Raw genomic sequence first — 18,368 nt, 5'->3', positions numbered from 1 at the left:
CTTAAAATTCAATATTATATGACGTTGAATTTTAAGACTTTTTCTCTTGGACTTAAAGATCTATTTTCTTTAGTTCCTTATAATTGGTATACAAACGACGTAGTAAAGTGCCATATAATACTCGATAAAACAACCAAAGTAAGCCAAATAACGCAATACTAAAAATACTTAAAACTCCAATTGTAATGGCCATAATCTTTGCACTACTATTTATTTGCTGCTTGAAAGCATCCATTTCAGGATTGTAGGCAAAAGCAATAATAAATCCTACGATTAAACTAAACACTAACATTCCTAAATTATACCAAACATAATATTGAACTGTTTTTCTGGTCTTCAGGATATCCTGCATCAATTGTTTGGTTGTGGCAATTGTAGATATTACTTTATATCTTTTATAAAAAGAATAAATAAAAATCAAAATCACAGCATAATTGGCGTAATTTAGTAGCTCAAAATAGCTAATTAATTCAGAATGTTGGATGTTTTTTAAGTACCCATCTGAGTCAAAACAAAAACTCAAACACGTCCACAATAAAACCTCCAAAATACTTATAATCAAAATCCACTTCACAATCGAAGATGATTTTTTATGGATCATTTTGTAAATCTCGATTTCCGAAACTTGCTCAAAAGAATTAGTACTCTTCTGCCAGTCTTTTTTTAATAAATCCAACTCTTTCATACGCCTAATGGATTTAATATTTTTTTTAATTTTCCTTTAATTCTATTCATTTTCACCCTTGCATTTACTTCACTAATTCCCAATGTTTCTGATATTTCCTGATAATCTTTATCTTCCAGATACATAAATATCAACGCTTTTTCAATATCATTCAGCTGGTAAACTGCTTTATACATTAATTTTAATTGTTCTTCCTCCTCATAATCATATTCCACATCATTCAGGAAATGTTGTCGCCCTTCAAATTCAATAGTATTTATGGATCGTTTTGTTTTTCGGTACAAAGTAATCGCTGTATTCAGCGCGACTCGATAGGCCCATGTAGAAAATTTACTGTCGCCCCTGAATTTTGGAAAAGCCTTCCATAACTGAATCGTAATTTCCTGAAACAAATCCTTATGAGCATCATCGCCATTAGTATACAACCTACAAATCTTGTGGATTATATTCTGATTTTCCTGCAACTGCTTTACAAAAGAATGTTCTAGATTATCACTCATATATACGTTAGTAAGCCAATACTGGTTTTTGTTACAAAGTAGCACTTTTTTTTGAGGAGCACACCACTATTCATTTCATAATTAATACTCGTCCCGCTGTACCTTGCAATCTTTATTTTCTGAAAAAACCAGAAAAATAAAGGATTTCCATTACCATCGGGGCTAATTTACATGTTTATTTTTTCTAAGGAACTTTTGCAAAAACAAAAATTTCGATACTATTTGATGAAATTCAAAAGTAGAAAACATTGTATCTTTGAGTATCAACAATTCAGAACTTTTTTAAATATGAACATCCCAAATTCAACTTTACCCAGAATAGTAATCATTGGCGGAGGTTTCGCAGGAATCGCATTAGCGAAAAAGCTAAAAAATAAAAAAGTGCAGGTTGTTCTTTTAGACAAACACAATTACCATACTTTTCAGCCTCTATTATATCAAGTTGCTACAGGCGGGCTCGAAGCAGGTTCTATAGCGTACCCAATCCGAAAAGTAATTCAAGAATACGATGACGTTTACTTTAGGCTCACCAATGTCCAGGAAATCGATACTACAAATCAAAAAATAATCACCGAAATTGGTGAATTAAAGTATGATTATTTAGTCATTGCCACTGGTTCTAAAACTAATTATTTTGGTAACAAAGAAATTGAGCGTAACAGTATGGCCATGAAAACCATACCGCAATCGCTCAATATTCGAAGTCTGATTCTTGAAAATTTTGAACAAGCTGTTTTAACCACCGATGTAGCCGAACAAAATAGCCTGATTAATTTTGTATTAGTAGGTGGCGGACCAACAGGAGTAGAGCTTTCCGGCGCATTGGCCGAAATGAAAAAAGCCATTCTGCAAAAAGATTATCCAGATCTTGATATAACCAAAATGGAAATCAATCTGATTCAAAGTGGGGATAGAATTCTAAATACGATGAGTGAAGAATCCTCTCAAGCTGCCGAAAAATTTCTAATCAGTTTAGGTGTAAAAATCTGGAAAAACGTCCGCGTCACTAATTATGATGGGCGCACCATAACCACAAATTCCGATTTATCTTTTGAAACCGCCACAGTAATCTGGACTGCGGGTGTTCAAGGTGCTCTTGTTGCGGGATTAGATGCAGAATCTTTGGTTGAAAAAGTTGAACGCATTCGGGTAAATGAATACAATCAGGTTGCAGGATATAGTAATATTTTTGCCGTAGGCGATATTGCTTCTATGGAATCTGAAATGTATCCACAAGGACATCCCATGATGGCGCAACCTGCAATGCAACAAGGGGAATTATTAGGAGAGAATTTAATAAAATTAATTGAAAACAAACCCATGCAAGCTTTTGAATACAATGATAAAGGTTCTATGGCAACCATAGGAAGGAATAAAGCGGTAGTAGATTTACCTAAATACCATTTCAACGGCGTTTTCGCATGGTTTGTGTGGATGTTTGTACACTTGTTTTCACTTATTGGATTCAAAAATAAAGCTGTAGTTTTCTTAAATTGGGTCTATAATTACATTCGTTTTGATCGTGAAGGGCGTTTGATTATCAGGCCTTATAAAAAGAAAAGTTTCACCACATTTACAAGTGATGAAGTTTAATTAATTTTTAAAAAGCAGGAAAATTTATACTTTAAAAACAACAGCTCTAGTGTTGTGTTTTTATTCTTACATACTTGATAATCAGTGGTTAATGATTGTGTAGAGTAATTCTTATAACTGTATGGTATTCAGTTTTTTAACAAAATTATAATATACATAAGTAATTGTAAATCAATTACTTATGTATTTAAAAAATTGCATTTTTATTAATTTGATTTTTTTGAATGATTTTTGATTTAATTTTATATTTCAATTAAAATTCAAAAGTTAATGAAAAGCGTTATACTTTCCAATTTTCATCCAATTTTAGTGGGTAAATTGATAGATCAAAAAAAGCTAAATCAATACACAAAATTCCTGTATTATCATTTTCAAAATCTTCCAAAATCTAGTGTAACTGGAAATGGAGCTTATGATAATGAACCTATTACTTTTGAACTTATATCTGATCAAGTGGATAAGTATGCCGTTTCTTCCGAAAATATAAATAGTAGACAAAGTATTATTTTTGAGGAAGTGGAGGATTTTATTGAACATATTATGGAAGTTACGTCGCCTTCAGGATATCATTTTCCTGCTGGTTTCGAAGTCAAATCCGGAAATCTTTATGGGCCTAAAATTGAGGTTCGGATGGAATGGTTCAAAAGGAAAATGGGATATGTTTTCGATCAATTTTATTTAAAAACAAATACAAGTCCGGAAAATTTGATACACGTCACTTGTTCCGGATATTCTTCGCCAAGTGTAGCTCAAGAAGCCGTTATAGAAAGAGATTGGGAAACAGTACAAGTCACACATTCCTATCACATGGGTTGTTATGGAGCTTTTCCTGCAATTCGTACAGGAAGAAGTTTACTGTGTACCAGTGCAACTAAAGGTAGAGTAGATGTAGTTCACACAGAATTATTATCGGCGCACTTAAATCTGACCGAATTTTCGAATTCAAATATTATGATTTGCTCTCTTTTTGCAGATGGATTTATTGGTTATTCCTTATTTGATGAAGAATCTTTCCTGAATGATGATTCGTTTCCTGAGAAAAAAGGACTGCGAATTATTGCCTCTCATGAAGTCATTATACCGGATTCATTAGAGGATATGTCTTGGGATTTAGGGGAATATAATTTTTTGATGACCTTGTCTAAGAGAGTACCTGTTTTCATACGTAAAAATATCAAACCTTTTTTGACTGCACTTTGTAAAAAAGGGAATGTTGATCTTGAACAGCAAAAAGGGAATATGCATTTTGCTATACATCCGGGCGGACCAAAAATCATTGATTATGTTATAGATGCAATTGGATTGGCTAAAGAACAAGCGAATTGGTCTTATGAGATTTTACGCCGTCAAGGGAACATGTCTTCGGCCACGATTCCTCATATTTTTAACGAAATTGTAAACGATCCAAACATTGAATCAGGCAAGAAAATTGTAGCAATGGCATTTGGACCTGGACTTACAGCTACAGGTTTGTTACTGGAAAAAATATAATTTTTTAAGAGTTAAGCTAGGCTTTAAATGGTATGAAAATTTATAACTCATAATCCATAACTCATAACTTTTTTTCCTGATAATAATTCACCATCAAATTTACAAATTTACTATAGCCTTCTAAACCGTCTTTTTGCTGGTTTATTTTCAGAAATCTATCGTAAAAAGCATGAAAACCTTTGTCTATTATAGTGTCATACTGTTTCCAAAAATGCTCACTTTCTTTATAGTTTTTCAAAATTCCTGGATGAATTGTTTTTAGTAGTTCTTTGAAAATTTTTTCGTCTCGAACTTGCCAATTACCCAAACAATACCGCAAAGCCATGCTGTAGCCTGAATATTGAATGTAAGCATTTTCATTTTTTATGGAAGCTAAAAAACCAATAAAGTTGCATTCACTTTCGCTGGCAAAACCCATTTGATGCGCCATTTCATGATTGGTAGTCATGGGGAAACTGTACATTGGACCCAGATAATTAACCTGTGCTTCATTGGTAAACGGATTTAGATAACCACCAAAACCCATGTAGGTCAAAGGCAAACTGATAAGTGATTTCTTGGTGCTTAAATGGTTATAAGTGAAATACGAATATTCTTCAGCTAGTTTTTTGTAACCATTCAAATTCATCTTAAAAACCTGATCTTGTGTGTATGGGAATACTACTTTTAAACTATCATTTTTTGTAATCTGTTTTTGAATAGCGTTTGTTTTAGCGATTAACTTTTTGGTGAAAACCAATAAATCAGTATCTGAATAGTCTTTTTTAATCTCCATTTTTTCAAAAAGAGGTTGGCGGTAATAATTAAATGCCCACAGTGAATGAAACAAGAAATAGAACACTGAAACAAAACTTAATATGGATAATATATTGCTTTTCCATTTTGACTTCCAAGATTTTCGTTGGTTCCAAAACCATTTTAAAACAAAAGCAATGACAATAATATACATTACATCTCCCAAAGAAAATGGAATGCTTCCCAACGCTAATCTTGAGAATTTTGAAAGTATCGGATAAAAACCATTACTGTAAAACTGTTCTACTTGTAGCGGAAAATAAGGTAGTACCTGCAAAATTAATATTTGGACAAAAAGAAAGAAAGAAAGGAAATATTTTGTTCGCACAGCATGAATTTTAGTAGTGTAAATATAATTACAATATCAATTAGTATCGATAAAGAATTTAAACTTTGTAACTTTGGGCTTTGTAAATGTTAAACCTCAAACAAAAATAAATGAGTCAAGAAATAAGAAATCTGGAACCAAAAGCACTTTGGAATAAGTTTGCCGATTTAAACGCTGTACCGCGTCCTTCTAAAAAAGAAGAGCGTGTGATTGAGTTTATGAAAAACTTCGGAAATAGCCTTGGATTAGAGACTTTTGAAGATGAAATTCGCAACGTAATTATCCGTAAACCGGCAACTGCTGGAATGGAAAACCGAAAAGCAATTGTGCTTCAAGGACATTTGGATATGGTGCATCAAAAAAATTCGGATACCGTTTTTGATTTTGACACACAAGGAATCGATATGTATGTAGATGGAGATTGGGTTCGTGCTCGTGGAACAACTCTTGGTGCTGATAACGGTCTTGGAGTTGCTGCTATCATGGCAATCTTAGAAAGTACGGATATTCCACATCCTGCTATTGAAGCTTTGTTTACTATTGACGAGGAAACAGGAATGACAGGAGCGTTGAACTTAAAAGGAGGTATTTTACAAGGTCAAATTCTTTTGAATTTAGATACCGAAGAAGACGATGAGATAGATATTGGTTGTGCGGGAGGAATTGATGTGACGGCTACTGCTGAATATGATGAAGAGGAAACTCCGGAAGGTTCTGTAGGATATACGATTACTGTAAAAGGCTTGAAAGGTGGACATTCCGGAATGGATATTCACAAAGGGTTGGGTAATGCCAATAAAATCATGAACCGATTGTTATTTGATGGTTTTGATAATTTTGGTTTACAAATTTCTGAAATAAAAGGTGGAAGTTTACGTAATGCGATTCCACGTGAAAGTCAAGCAAAAGTAATTATTGCCGAAGTGTATGATGAGGCTTTTGTTTTTGACATGCAGCAAATTGTAAACGAAATCAAAACGGAGTTAAAAACGACGGAGCCTAATTTAGAAGTTGTTTTTGAAAAAATGGATGCAACTCCTGCTAAAGTAATGCCCTCAATTGCTCAATTTTACTTTGTAAGAGCAATGTATACAGCTCATAATGGCGTTTATAGAATGAGTGCTGATTTTGATAACTTGGTGGAAACATCGAATAATATTGCTAAAGTAATTGTTGGCGAAGGGCAACTTTCGGTACAATGTTTAACACGTTCTTCGGTAGAAACCTCCAAATTTGATTTGGCTAATGCTTTGCGTTCCGCTTTTGAATTAATGGGTTGTGAAGTTGAGTTTTCGGGAGCATATCCGGGTTGGACACCAAATTCTGAATCAGAGATTTTGGATGTTTTAGTTCCAATTTACGAAAAACAAAACGGTGAAAAACCAAAAGTAGTGGCATGTCACGCAGGATTAGAATGTGGAATTCTGGGAACGAATTATCCTGATATGGATATGATTTCTTTTGGACCAACGATTCACGGAGCACATTCCCCTGATGAAAGAGCCAGTATTTCTTCTTCTCAGAAATTTTGGAAATTTGTATTGGAAATTTTAGCTAACATTCCTGTGAAATAGTATTCAGTGTTCAGTGTAAAAAAAATAGTGTTCAGTTATAAACGAAACTGAACACTATTTTTTTTGGATACTGAATACTAAATTTTTAGTCTCTTTTAGGACTGTTTTTCTTATCTCTTTTTTCTTCTTTCTTTTCTTTAGCCGTTTTTAAAGGTTCTTTTTTTACGGTCTTCTTAGCGTCTTGACTTTTTGCCATGATATAGGTATTTAATTTTGTTTTTAATTTTGATGTAAGTAAATGTATATAATATTTTGATTGATTTTAAAGATTATTTCAAAAAATCCCCATCTATGATTAATAATTCAACTCCATTAGTGGATATAGAGCGATGGGAACTTGCGTCATCTGAAACTACATAAGTCATTCCTTTTGAAAGCTGGACTTGTTCTCCTGATTCTAATTCACTAATAAAATCACCTTCAAGGCAATGCACAATATGTCCTTTTTGGCACCAATGGTCTGCCAGATAATCTTTGGAATAGGTTACTTTACGAATTCTAAGTCCACCTAATTGAGTTGTTTGCCAATGCGCTATTCCTGTTGTTCCGATATGTTCAGTTTTTTCTATTGAATCCCAATTAATAGTTTGAAAAGGTATAGTAGACATAGATTTTACTTTTAGAGTATTAAAACTTAAATTTAACTGCTTTAAAATAAAAATCCCCAACTACTTTCGGAATCGGGGATTAAATTATTTTTTTTATTCCAAAATAACTAGTTGTTTGAGTAATGGAATATTGGGTTTATTTTTTCTTCAAGACTTTGTATTCCTCATAACAGCCACTTATAGCATCCATAATTTGTAAATCATTAGCCGTTTTTATAAACGATTCAGAGTAGTTACAGCGTTGCAGAATTTCGGCAATTTCATTTTTGTCAACACCTAAAAGAACTGATATTGTTTCTCTGTCAAATTTAGATTCCAAAAGATTTCGTACCGTATCATCTTTCTTCATTTCTTTTAGTTTCTTGAGCTCTTTTGGATTCTTCCCAAAGAAATTATAGAGCATGTCCGCTGGATTGAATATAGAACCAAGTACTCTTCCAAAAGCATTTGGAGAATATTCCCCTGCTTCATAACCTTGTGTTAAACCGGAAATACTATACCTGTAGTTTTCTCTAACGGGGATAATTTTAGTGTCTACTTCAAGATATCCTGTTAGATTAAAGGGTCTGATTACCACTTCTTCAAGTGCAATTGCTTTTTCAGTAAGTTGAATTTTGGTGCTTTTGTTTTTTATCCAGTCATTGGTTACGCGAACGCGAAGCGATTGAAATCCTAAACTTGTAATGTGAAGCGTGTCGTTCAGTTGTACATCTATTTCAAAATATCCTCCTGAATCGGTAGTTGCACCTCTAACTTTATTGATATTAATGATATTTACACTAGATAATGCTTGTCTAGTTGTATTGCTGATAATGATACCATTAACTTTTTGGGAGGGTTCTTTAACTTGCGCAAAAGCAGTTGCGGATAGTACTAAAAAAAAGAAAACTACAAAATATTTCATAAACTGGTTTAAGACTTTAAAAGTAATAAAACAGGATTAAATATTTTGTAGTTACAGTATATAATTATAAGAAAATTAACAATGAATGTTAGTCTCTTCTTGGTCTTCTTGGTCTTGGTGAGTCACCAAAGCTTTCAGAACGTCTTGGTGCTCTGTCAGACGAACCTTCAGTTCTAGGTCTGTCAGATGAAAAACCACCTTCTCTTCTTGGAGCAGGTCCTCTGTCGCTTCTGAAACCACCTTCTCTTGGAGCTGAGTTTCTGTCGCTTCTAAATCCACCACCTGAACCTTCTCTTCTTGGAGCAAAGCTTCCTTCTCTTCTTGGAGCTGAACTTCTTCCACCGCCAAAACTTCCACCAGAACTTCTTCCATTATGGTCACGTCTTCCGCCACCGTCATTTTTAGAAATTTCAACATTGATTCTACGTCCTTCTAATTGTACGTTGTTCAATACTTCCATTACTTTATCAGTATGTTCCGGATCAGTGTTAAAGAAAGAGAAACCTTCTTTTACGTCTACTTTGAAAACATCATCACGACCTAAGTCTAATGTTTCTTTCAAGTAATCCTTCAATGACATCCAATCAAAGTTATCTCTAGAACCTATGTTCACAAAATATCTTGTTGCACCACCATTGTTGTTTTCTCTTGGAGCACCATCTCTATCATCACGATCACGTCTTTCAGAACCTGAAGATTGATTAGAAATATCTCTTGTTTTCTTGTAGTAATTGATAAAACGATTAAATTCAACCGATACCATTTTCTTGATTAATTCTTCTTTCGATAAACCTTCAAGAACGCTGTTAATTGCAGGAAGATAGTTGTCAATTTCGTGATCAACTTCTGTATCTTTAATTTTATTAGCTAAGTGTAACAATTGGATTTCGCAGATTTCAATTCCAGAAGGGATTGTTTTTTCTTCGAATTTTTGTTTGATGATTCTTTCGATTGAAGAAATCTTACGCAATTCACTTTTAGTAACAATTACGATAGAAGTTCCTAATTTTCCAGCACGACCTGTACGACCAGAACGGTGGTTGTACGTTTCGATTTCGTCAGGTAATTGATAATTCACTACGTGAGTAATGTTATCTACGTCAATTCCACGAGCAGCAACGTCAGTAGCTACAAGCATTTGGATTTGTCTTCCTCTAAAAGATTTCATTACACCATCACGTTGCGCTTGAGATAAATCTCCGTGCAATGCAGCAGCGCTGTATCCATCTTCAATCAATTTTTCAGCAACAGCTTGCGTATCTCTTTTGGTACGACAGAAAACTACTGAGAAAATGTCTGGATTAGCATCCGCTAAACGCTTCAAAGCTTCGTAACGGTCACGAGCGTTAACAAGGTAAAATTCGTGAGAAACGGTAGCAGAACCTGAGTTTTTAGCACCAACTGTAATTTCAATTGGGTCTTTCATGAATTGTTTTCCTATACGTGCTACTTCAGCAGGCATTGTTGCAGAGAATAACCATGTGTTTTTTTCGTCTGGCGTAGTAGAAAGGATGTTTACGATATCTTCGTAGAAACCCATGTTCAACATTTCGTCAGCTTCGTCAAGAATACAAAAACTAATCTGAGAGATGTTTACCAATCCTCTATTAATCATGTCTTGCATTCTTCCTGGAGTTGCCACAATAATTTGTGCGCCTCTCTTTATGTCTCTCGCTTGTTCTGTAATGCTAGCTCCACCGTAAACTGCTACCACATTAATACCTTTTTCGTATTTAGAGTAGTTTTTAATTTCGTTGGTAATCTGCAAACAAAGTTCGCGTGTTGGAGATAAAATTAATGCTTGTGTATTTCTGTTGTTGGCATCAATTTTCTGAATAACTGGAAAACCAAAAGCTGCCGTTTTCCCTGTCCCTGTCTGAGCCAACGCAACCATATCTGTGTCTTTTTCCAATAATAGGGGAATCGCTTTCTCCTGTACTTCGGTCGGATTTTCAAATCCTAGATCTAAAATCGCCTTCAGTAACGATTCACTCAATCCTAATTGTTCAAATTTATTCATATGTATTTTTAAAATAGGGTGCAAAATTACTGTTAATAATCGATATAAACTAATGCTATTTTAAGATTTAATGTTTTATTATAATTTGATTATCAGAAAGTTATATTTTTTATTTGCGAATTGTGCGTTTTGATTTAGGATTTTAGTGTGAAATTACACCTTGAAATTTGTTTTTTTGTTATAAAAATGTTCTATTTTAAGGCGTTTATTTATTCAGTTTTAAAAAATCAATTAATTGCTGTGTAGCTTTTCCTCTGTGGCTGATTTTATTTTTAATAGCCAATGATAATTGTGCAAAAGTTTCTTGATATTCTTCAGGTTTGAAAATAGGGTCGTAACCAAATCCTTGATCTCCCGATTTTTCTAACGTAATTTCGCCTCGTGCAATTCCTGTAAAAAGATGCTGTTTTCCGTTTAAATTCAATGCAATCACTGTTTTGAATTGTGCTTTTCGATTACTTTTATCTGATAAGCATTCTAATAATTTATTCATATTATCATCAGCATTGCGTTGCTCTCCGGCATATCTTGCAGAGTAAACGCCAGGTTCACTATTCAGGGAATCTACTTCCAGTCCGGTATCATCAGCAAAACAATTGTAACCGTATTTTTGTGTAACGTAATTGGCTTTTAGAACTGCATTGCCTTCTATTGTTGCGGCAGTTTCCGGAATATCTTCGTAACAGCCGATACTTTCTAAACTAAGAATTTCAATCGTTTCAGGAAGTATACTTTGTATTTCCAGTATTTTATTTTTGTTGTTGGAAGCGAAAACAAGTTGCATTTTATTGGGTTTAATTTTAAAGTTCAAAGATACATTTTTTTAGACAGTGTGTTATGATGTGCGAATAACTGTATGAAGAGTCTATATAGTAATAAGAATAGCTGTGTATTTGGATTTTAAAAGTATATTCGGTTGTAATTAATTGAAATTCAGTACGTTAATTAATAGTTAAAGTGTTGAATTTTAATTATTTAACGAACATAAGTTGTATCTTTGAGTGTGATTTTGATTAATCACTTGAATAAAAACTATCTGCAAGGAGAAGAGTATTCAAATTGTCATTTCATACTGAACGGTATGTTTGATAAATGGTAAATCAAAATTTACAATCGGAGGTCCTTTAAAAAGACCTCCTTTTTTTATGGTTTAATTCTAAGGATTTTACTTTTTCAAATAAGAATTAGAGAAATAATTTTTAAAGGTATGGAATGATTATTTTATTGTGATTTCTAACGCAATGAGCTTGTGCGTTAATTATTAGTTAAACGTATGTTTTTCAATGTTTTGAATGAAATAAGATTGTATCTTTGAATGTGGTTTTGATTAATTACTTGAGTATATCAATCTTGCAATAAGATATGATAATTCAATAGTCAGCTATACTAATATAATTGTATGAGTTGATAATGGTAAATCAGAACCGACAATTGGAGGACTCTAAAGGTCCTCCTTTTTTGTTTTAATGTTTTTGAACACTTTTTAAATTATCAGGGAAATACAAATCAGATAAATGGGCAAACTCATCGCCACGCATGAAAATGTTAATGTCAACATCGGCAAAACTTTTTTTGCCTGCAGCAGCAAGAAGTTCGTTAGCTGCGTGTAAAGTGTTTTTATGAAAATGATATACACGCTCTGATTTGTCCGTTACGACCAGTCCTTTCATAAGCATTTTATCTTGTGTCGCAACTCCGGTTGGACATTGGTTATTATTGCATCGCAAGGCTTGAATACAACCTAATGAAAACATGAATCCACGTGCGCTGTTGCACATATCTGCTCCAAGAGCTATCGCTCTAAGGATTGAATATCCAGATATGATTTTGCCGCTACAAATGACGCGTATCTTGTCTCTGATTTCATAACGGACTAAAGTTTTATTTACAAAAATAAGCGCTGGTTCAAATGGCATTCCCACACCATCAGCAAATTCTAGTGGAGCAGCACCGGTTCCACCTTCGGCGCCATCAACAGTGATGAAATCAGGAAAGCAATTTTGAGAAATCATTTCTTGGCAAATCATTTCAAATTCACGGGTTTCTCCAATGCATAATTTAAAACCAATGGGTTTTCCATTAGACAGCAATCGTAATTTTGCAATAAATTCTACTAAACCTTTAGTGTCAGAAAACGCAGAATGGCTGGGAGGAGAAAGGATAGTGGTGTGTGGTTGCACGCCTCTTATTTTGGCTATTTGTTCGGTGTTTTTTGCAGCTGGTAAAACGCCTCCATGACCCGGTTTTGCGCCTTGTGATAATTTGATTTCAATCATTTTTACTTCTGGTAAGTTCGCTTTTTCAGCAAATTTACCTCCGTCAAAACCACCTCTGTCATCACGGCAACCAAAATATCCTGTTCCTATTTGCCAAGTTACATCGGCTCCTTGTAAATGAAATTCAGTTAATCCGCCTTCGCCTGTATTGTGATAAAACTTGCCTTTTTGCGCTCCTTTGTTTAATGAAACTATGGCATTTTCGCTTAAAGAACCAAAACTCATTGCAGATATGTTTAATAGAGACGCAAGATAAGGTTGCGCGCAGTCTTGGCCTCCAACCAGCACCCTTGGTAACTCTTCGTTGACAGCTGTAGGGAAAATAGAATGTTTGATTCCTTCGTAGCTTGATTGATTCAAGTTTAATTGAGTTCCAAAAGGGGTTGTCGAATCAATATTTTTGGCTCTTTGATATACAAGAGAGCGTTGGTTTCTGGAGAATGGTTTTCCATCAGTGGATCGTTCTATGAAATATTGCTGAATTTCCGGAGCAATCATTTCAAATAAATATCTAAAATAACCCAAAACAGGAAAGTTTCTTAAAATGGCATGTTTGGTTTGAATGCTGTTTGCAAATCCAATTAATAATAAGAAAAATGAAATTCCCATCAAAAACAGACCTGTTTTAAAATAGAAATAGACAATTAGAGTGATTATAAATGCGGTAATTCCTATAAAGAAAATTTTTTGTCTCATAATAAAAGTTATTTCAATGACTAAATTAGTAAGAATATTAAATATTTTCTTCTTTTGATGTTATTATTTAGAATGAATTGTTTTATTTCACAAAACGAAAGATTAAGAATAAAAAATGATATACTTAAAAAACTAAAAGACTACTTTTTTACGTATATCATTTAGGTAGATTATAATTTATTATATATGGGTCAAAAAACGCACAAACAATTTTACATTACTCTAAGATTAGTACTATTTATGCTGTTTTTTTCAAAGACATATTCACAATATGTCTTTAGAAGTGATACGCTTACTAAAGATATTTCCCTTCATAATTATACTACAATTACAGATGTAGGCCAAAGAAATTTAGATATTAAATACGTAATTAATAATTATAACACATTAAATCCTAAAAAACTTAAGACTGAAAATGATGATTTAGGCTTTACGCAAAGTAATTTTTGGGCAAAAACAGAACTTAATAACCCGACAGATTTGGTATTGAACTATTATCTGGAAACGGCGCGTCCCATAACTGATTTAGTAGAGTTATTTATTGTGGATGAAGTTTCAGGGGAAATAATTAAAAAAGTCAGTGGTGATAATATAGATTATTCTAAACGTAGTTTTGATAATCGTAAAACTATTTTTAAAATTGAAATTACCCCAAGATCTAGCTTGAAATTATTTTTACATCTCAAAAGTGATGGTGAAGTTATAAAAATGCCAATAATGCTTCATTCATCAGAAAGCTTTATTAAGACTATTTCTAATGAGCAATTGATGTTTGGTATTTTTTATGGTATTCTGACTACTGTTTCTATTATTTACTTTTTTTTCTTTTTTGCTTTACGTACAAAAACATTTCTATACTATAGTTTATATGTTGTTTTCATCGGGTTAATGCAATTTTCTTTAGATGGTTATTTTTATGAATTGATTACACCGGGGGGCGGGTGGTTTTCAAATCATGCTGTATTGTTTTTTGCTATGATGGCAGGTTTTCTATTAGGGAAATACAGTGAAGTTTTTTTGAAGATAAAAAAATACAATAAAACGATTTACTTTCTTTTTAACGTAGTTTATTTTTTAGCTTTCGTTCTTATATTGTGTATTCTTTTTGTTCCAGCGGCATTGGCTATTTCTTATCCATTAGCTAATGTACTTGGTTTACTGATTCTAATCTTGATTATTAGCTCTGTTATTTATTTATATTATAAAAAGTTGCCTGTTGATTCTTTCTTTACTGTAGGTATTCTTTTTTTAATTTTAGGCTTTGGTATTTTTATTCTTAATAATTTCGGTCAAGTTGCTAATTCTTTTTTAACACAAAACAGTTCAAAATTAGGAACCGGTTTAGAGGTTATTTTCCTTTCGCTTTCGATGGCAAATTTGATCAGAAATCTTAAGAATGAAAAAAACGAGCTCAATCGACTTGCTTTGGTTCGTTCTGAAGAAATGAATGATTTGAAATCCTATTTTTTATCGAACATCAGTCATGAATTAAGAACGCCTTTGAATGCCATTATGAATATGATTGATTCAATTTCTGTTGAGGTTCAGGATGATAAGATTAGAAAAAATTGCCAAATTATAAAGTATTCGTCGCATAGTTTATTAAGTTCTGTCAATGATATTTTAGATTTTTCTAAAATTGAGAAAAAGGAATTAAAATTGGAATCCGTTAAGTTTGATCCCTCGAGAGTTCTGGAAAATTTAAAAAATAATGCAGTTAATAGAGCTAATGACCAAGGATTAGATTTTCAATTTTCGAAATCAGATACAATTCCTGATTTTGTAATTGGTGATGTCAACCGATTAGTTCAAGTTGTGAATAACGTATTAAATAATGCCATTAAATTCACTCCTAAAGGGTTTGTAAAATTTGATATAGACTGCATGATTAAGGAAAATAATCGTGCATGTTTAAGATTTACAGTTTCAGATTCCGGAGTAGGAATTCCCAAAGAAAAAATGGATAGTATTTTTGATTCGTTTTCTCAAAATAGTATAGATAATAAGCGAAAGTTTGGAGGGCTAGGATTAGGACTTTACATTGTAAAGACTTTAGTGGATATGCAGAACGGTACCATTGAAATGGAAAGTAAAGTTAACCAAGGCACAACTTGTATAATTACTCTTGATTTTGATATAGTTCCGCAAGAAAACAAGACAGAAGTTATAGCTACACCTATGGTTTACGATTTAGAAGGTAAATCAGTTTTAGTGGTAGAAGATAATCCGATTAATCAGATGGTTATTAAAATGATCACTAAAAAATGGTTGAATACGACAGTAGTTTATGCTAATAACGGTAAGGAATGTTTAGATGCGTTTAAAACAAATCATTTTGATATTGTATTAATGGATCTTCAAATGCCGGTAATGGACGGTTACGAAGCAACTATAGCGATTAGAAATGGGGAAGCAGGAGCGGCGAATGCTTCTGTCCCCATTATTGCAGTAACGGCTGATGTGATGGAAAGTACTAAATTACGTGTGGCAGAAATTGGGATGAATCATTATTTATCTAAACCAATTAAGAATGACACTTTATATCGTGCGGTAAAAAACTTAGTTTAACTAAAACGCAATCGTACATAAACGTGTTTGATGCCTTTTTTATCTGAATCTCTCTCGTCGATTTCTAGAATATCGGTAAGTGACTTTAGCATTGGAGTAAGTTTAGAAAAACCATAATTTCTTGGATCGAATTCTGGTTTTTTCTTTACAATAAGGTTTCCTACATCCCCAAGAAATGCCCAACCACTATCATCACCAATATCTTCAATGGTAGATTCTATTAATTCTATAGTTTGTAAATCAATTTTATTCAGGCTTTTTGGAGTTGCTTTTTTAGCATCGGAGGCAGTTCGTTTTGGTAACTTCTTTTTGATAGCTCCGTCCAAAACTTCAATATAAATAAATCTGTCGCAGGCAACAATGAATGAATTTGGCGTTTTTTGTTCTCCAATTCCAATGACTTTCATGCCGGATTCGCGGAGTCGTATTGCGAGTCTTGTAAAATCAGAATCACTGGAAACAATACAAAAACCATCCACTTTATCCGAATATAATAAATCCATAGCGTCAATAATCATGGCAGAATCCGATGAATTTTTCCCTACGGTATAACTGTATTGCTGGATTGGTGTAATGGCATGTTCTAATAAAACACTTTTCCATCCACCGGCATTGGGTTTGGTCCAATCGGCATAAATACGTTTGGTGGTTGGTGTTCCAAATTTGGCAATTTCCTCCATCATTCCTTTTACATTACTGTACGGAACGTTGTCAGCATCAATGAGAACGGCCAGTTTTAATTCTTTTGTATCTTGTGACATAAATTTCTAATGTTGAAATATTTATTCAAATATACAAAGTTTATTGATGAATACGCTTTTTAGCCCTGATCGAAACGGCATCCTTTTGTGCCGTCATTGCTAGGGACGAAGCAATCTTCTTTGACGGCACAAAAGATATAGTGGAGAGCAGGAATTAGCTCCTGAAAAATAAATTTACTTTCAATACCATTATAAAATTTAAATAATTATTTTTGCAACTTCTTAAAATTAAAATTATTACTTAATATATCATGGTAAAAGATTTATTCGAAAGGATTCAAAACAATAAAGGACCGTTAGGGAAATGGGCTTCACAAGCAGAAGGATATTTTGTATTTCCAAAATTAGAAGGAGATTTAGGCCCAAGAATGAAATTTCAAGGAAAAGAGGTTTTGAATTGGAGTTTGAATGATTATTTAGGTCTAGCAAACCATCCCGAAGTGCGTAAAGCAGATGCGGATGCAGCGTTAGAGTTTGGTGCAGCGGCTCCTATGGGCGCTCGTATGATGAGTGGTCATACTAAATATCACGAACAATTAGAGAATGAATTAGCTGCTTTTGTAATGAAAGAATCGGCTTATTTATTGAATTTTGGTTACCAAGGAATGGTTTCTATAATTGATGCTTTGGTGACTAGAAATGATGTGATTGTGTATGATGTTGATGGGCACGCTTGTATTATTGACGGAGTTCGTTTGCATAGTGGAAAACGTTTTACGTACAAACACAACGATATCGAAAGTATGGAGAAAAACCTGCAACGTGCTACCAAAATAGCTACGGAAACAGGCGGAGGAATCCTTTTTATTACTGAAGGTGTTTTTGGAATGCGTGGACAACAAGGAAAGTTGAAAGAGATTGTAGAAATGAAAAAGAAATACAATTTCCGTCTTTTGGTTGATGATGCTCACGGTTTTGGTACTCTTGGTAAAACAGGAGCTGGAGCAGGTGAGGAGCAAGATTGTCAAGATGGAATTGATGTTTATTTCTCGACTTTTGCAAAATCGATGGCTAATATTGGTGCTTTTGTAGCGGCTGATAAAGATATTATCGATTACTTAAAATACAACTTACGTTCTCAAATGTTTGCTAAAGCATTACCAATGATTCAAACAGTTGGTTCGTTGAAACGTTTGCAATTGTTGCGTGATAACCCAGGATTGAAAGACAAACTTTGGGAGAATGTAAATGCTTTGCAAAATGGTTTGAGAAGCAAAGGATTTAATATTGGCGATACCAATACTTGTGTTACACCAGTTTATTTGGAAGGAAGTGTACCAGAAGCGATGGTAATGGTAAATGACTTAAGAGAGAATTATGGTATTTTCTTGTCAATCGTAATTTATCCAGTTATTCCAAAAGGAATGATTTTATTGCGTGTTATTCCTACTGCTCCTCATACATTGGATGATATTGACGAAACACTAACGGCTTTTGAAGCTATTCGTGAGAAATTAGTAAACGGAACATACAAAGAAATTGCAGCTAAAACTACAGTAGATTTAGATGCTTAGTTTCTAAAATTAGTACAATTTTAAATTTATAAAAATCCATCAGCTTTTGTTGATG

14 protein-coding genes are annotated in these 18,368 nt (G+C 33.4%); 5 read left to right on the top strand and 9 right to left on the bottom strand.

Annotated elements, in window-relative coordinates; genetic code table 11:
• Nucleotides 1-52 precede the first annotated feature (52 nt).
• Both QLS31_RS08990 and QLS31_RS08985 read right to left on the bottom strand, forming a co-directional pair.
• Nucleotides 53-685, bottom strand: a complete 633-nt coding sequence (locus tag QLS31_RS08990; protein WP_282743576.1) for a hypothetical protein — start codon at nt 683-685, stop codon at nt 53-55.
• Complete coding sequence (locus QLS31_RS08985; RefSeq protein ID WP_099714727.1) at nt 682-1,185, bottom strand: sigma-70 family RNA polymerase sigma factor; 504 nt, start codon at nt 1,183-1,185, stop codon at nt 682-684. Before QLS31_RS08985 ends, QLS31_RS08990 begins: the two co-directional genes overlap by 4 nt.
• 288 nt (nt 1,186-1,473) lie before the next feature.
• Between QLS31_RS08985 and QLS31_RS08980 the strand changes: the two genes are divergently transcribed.
• Both QLS31_RS08980 and QLS31_RS08975 read left to right on the top strand, forming a co-directional pair.
• Complete coding sequence (locus QLS31_RS08980) at nt 1,474-2,778, top strand: NAD(P)/FAD-dependent oxidoreductase (protein WP_282743575.1); 1,305 nt, start codon at nt 1,474-1,476, stop codon at nt 2,776-2,778.
• Between the two features lie 270 nt (nt 2,779-3,048).
• Nucleotides 3,049-4,269: a 3-oxoacyl-[acyl-carrier-protein] synthase III C-terminal domain-containing protein gene (locus QLS31_RS08975; protein WP_282743574.1), complete on the top strand. Its 1,221-nt coding sequence runs from the start codon at nt 3,049-3,051 to the stop codon at nt 4,267-4,269.
• Between the two features lie 61 nt (nt 4,270-4,330).
• Here QLS31_RS08975 and QLS31_RS08970 read toward each other — a convergent pair whose 3' ends face one another.
• A complete protein-coding gene (locus QLS31_RS08970) occupies nt 4,331-5,392 on the bottom strand; it encodes a DUF3810 domain-containing protein (protein ID WP_282715955.1) in 1,062 nt (353 codons plus the stop codon).
• A 110-nt stretch (nt 5,393-5,502) separates the two neighbouring features.
• On the opposite strand from QLS31_RS08970, the gene QLS31_RS08965 reads away from it, so the two are divergent.
• Nucleotides 5,503-6,966, top strand: a complete 1,464-nt coding sequence (locus QLS31_RS08965; RefSeq protein ID WP_282743573.1) for an aminoacyl-histidine dipeptidase — start codon at nt 5,503-5,505, stop codon at nt 6,964-6,966.
• A gap of 269 nt (nt 6,967-7,235) precedes the next feature.
• Here QLS31_RS08965 and QLS31_RS08960 read toward each other — a convergent pair whose 3' ends face one another.
• The 5 genes from QLS31_RS08960 to QLS31_RS08940 all read right to left on the bottom strand — a co-directional run bounded on the left by QLS31_RS08960 (nt 7,236) and on the right by QLS31_RS08940 (nt 13,470).
• A complete protein-coding gene (locus QLS31_RS08960) occupies nt 7,236-7,574 on the bottom strand; it encodes a DHCW motif cupin fold protein (RefSeq protein WP_099714732.1) in 339 nt (112 codons plus the stop codon).
• Between the two features lie 136 nt (nt 7,575-7,710).
• Nucleotides 7,711-8,478 carry a carboxypeptidase-like regulatory domain-containing protein gene (locus QLS31_RS08955; protein WP_099714733.1) on the bottom strand — a complete coding sequence of 256 codons (768 nt, stop codon included), beginning with the start codon at nt 8,476-8,478 and terminating at the stop codon, nt 7,711-7,713.
• 88 nt (nt 8,479-8,566) lie between these two features.
• Nucleotides 8,567-10,498, bottom strand: coding sequence for a DEAD/DEAH box helicase (locus QLS31_RS08950; protein ID WP_099714734.1), 1,932 nt, complete (start codon nt 10,496-10,498; stop codon nt 8,567-8,569).
• A gap of 205 nt (nt 10,499-10,703) precedes the next feature.
• Nucleotides 10,704-11,282, bottom strand: coding sequence for a non-canonical purine NTP diphosphatase (locus tag QLS31_RS08945; protein WP_282743572.1), 579 nt, complete (start codon nt 11,280-11,282; stop codon nt 10,704-10,706).
• A 679-nt stretch (nt 11,283-11,961) separates the two neighbouring features.
• A complete protein-coding gene (locus tag QLS31_RS08940; RefSeq protein WP_282743571.1) occupies nt 11,962-13,470 on the bottom strand; it encodes an FMN-binding glutamate synthase family protein in 1,509 nt (502 codons plus the stop codon).
• Nucleotides 13,471-13,656: 186 nt separating this feature from the next.
• On the opposite strand from QLS31_RS08940, the gene QLS31_RS08935 reads away from it, so the two are divergent.
• A complete protein-coding gene (locus QLS31_RS08935) occupies nt 13,657-16,038 on the top strand; it encodes a hybrid sensor histidine kinase/response regulator (protein WP_282743570.1) in 2,382 nt (793 codons plus the stop codon).
• Here QLS31_RS08935 and QLS31_RS08930 read toward each other — a convergent pair.
• Nucleotides 16,035-16,799, bottom strand: coding sequence for an NYN domain-containing protein (locus QLS31_RS08930; RefSeq protein ID WP_099714738.1), 765 nt, complete (start codon nt 16,797-16,799; stop codon nt 16,035-16,037). The genes QLS31_RS08935 and QLS31_RS08930 overlap by 4 nt on opposite strands.
• Nucleotides 16,800-17,050: 251 nt before the next feature.
• Here QLS31_RS08930 and QLS31_RS08925 point away from each other — a divergent pair, with 251 nt between their 5' ends.
• Nucleotides 17,051-18,313: a pyridoxal phosphate-dependent aminotransferase family protein gene (locus tag QLS31_RS08925; RefSeq protein WP_099714739.1), complete on the top strand. Its 1,263-nt coding sequence runs from the start codon at nt 17,051-17,053 to the stop codon at nt 18,311-18,313.
• Nucleotides 18,314-18,368: the final 55 nt, after the last annotated feature.

Source organism: Flavobacterium sp. XS2P24 (genome assembly GCF_030010285.1).
Lineage (GTDB): Bacteria > Bacteroidota > Bacteroidia > Flavobacteriales > Flavobacteriaceae > Flavobacterium > Flavobacterium algoritolerans.
This window is presented reverse-complemented; position numbering and strand designations above follow the sequence as displayed.

Bases quoted from the DNA above. Each gene is read 5' to 3' on its own strand.
- QLS31_RS08985 (WP_099714727.1), bottom strand. From the start codon at position 1,185: ATGAGTGATAATCTAGAACATTCTTTTGTAAAGCAGTTGCAGGAAAAT.
- QLS31_RS08980 (WP_282743575.1), top strand. From the start codon at position 1,474: ATGAACATCCCAAATTCAACTTTACCCAGAATAGTAATCATTGGCGGA.
- QLS31_RS08925 (WP_099714739.1), top strand. From the start codon at position 17,051: ATGGTAAAAGATTTATTCGAAAGGATTCAAAACAATAAAGGACCGTTA.
- QLS31_RS08930 (WP_099714738.1), bottom strand. From the start codon at position 16,799: ATGTCACAAGATACAAAAGAATTAAAACTGGCCGTTCTCATTGATGCT.
- QLS31_RS08955 (WP_099714733.1), bottom strand. From the start codon at position 8,478: ATGAAATATTTTGTAGTTTTCTTTTTTTTAGTACTATCCGCAACTGCT.
- QLS31_RS08975 (WP_282743574.1), top strand. From the start codon at position 3,049: ATGAAAAGCGTTATACTTTCCAATTTTCATCCAATTTTAGTGGGTAAA.
- QLS31_RS08965 (WP_282743573.1), top strand. From the start codon at position 5,503: ATGAGTCAAGAAATAAGAAATCTGGAACCAAAAGCACTTTGGAATAAG.
- QLS31_RS08940 (WP_282743571.1), bottom strand. From the start codon at position 13,470: ATGAGACAAAAAATTTTCTTTATAGGAATTACCGCATTTATAATCACT.
- QLS31_RS08935 (WP_282743570.1), top strand. From the start codon at position 13,657: ATGGGTCAAAAAACGCACAAACAATTTTACATTACTCTAAGATTAGTA.
- QLS31_RS08960 (WP_099714732.1), bottom strand. From the start codon at position 7,574: ATGTCTACTATACCTTTTCAAACTATTAATTGGGATTCAATAGAAAAA.
- QLS31_RS08950 (WP_099714734.1), bottom strand. From the start codon at position 10,498: ATGAATAAATTTGAACAATTAGGATTGAGTGAATCGTTACTGAAGGCG.
- QLS31_RS08945 (WP_282743572.1), bottom strand. From the start codon at position 11,282: ATGCAACTTGTTTTCGCTTCCAACAACAAAAATAAAATACTGGAAATA.
- QLS31_RS08990 (WP_282743576.1), bottom strand. From the start codon at position 685: ATGAAAGAGTTGGATTTATTAAAAAAAGACTGGCAGAAGAGTACTAAT.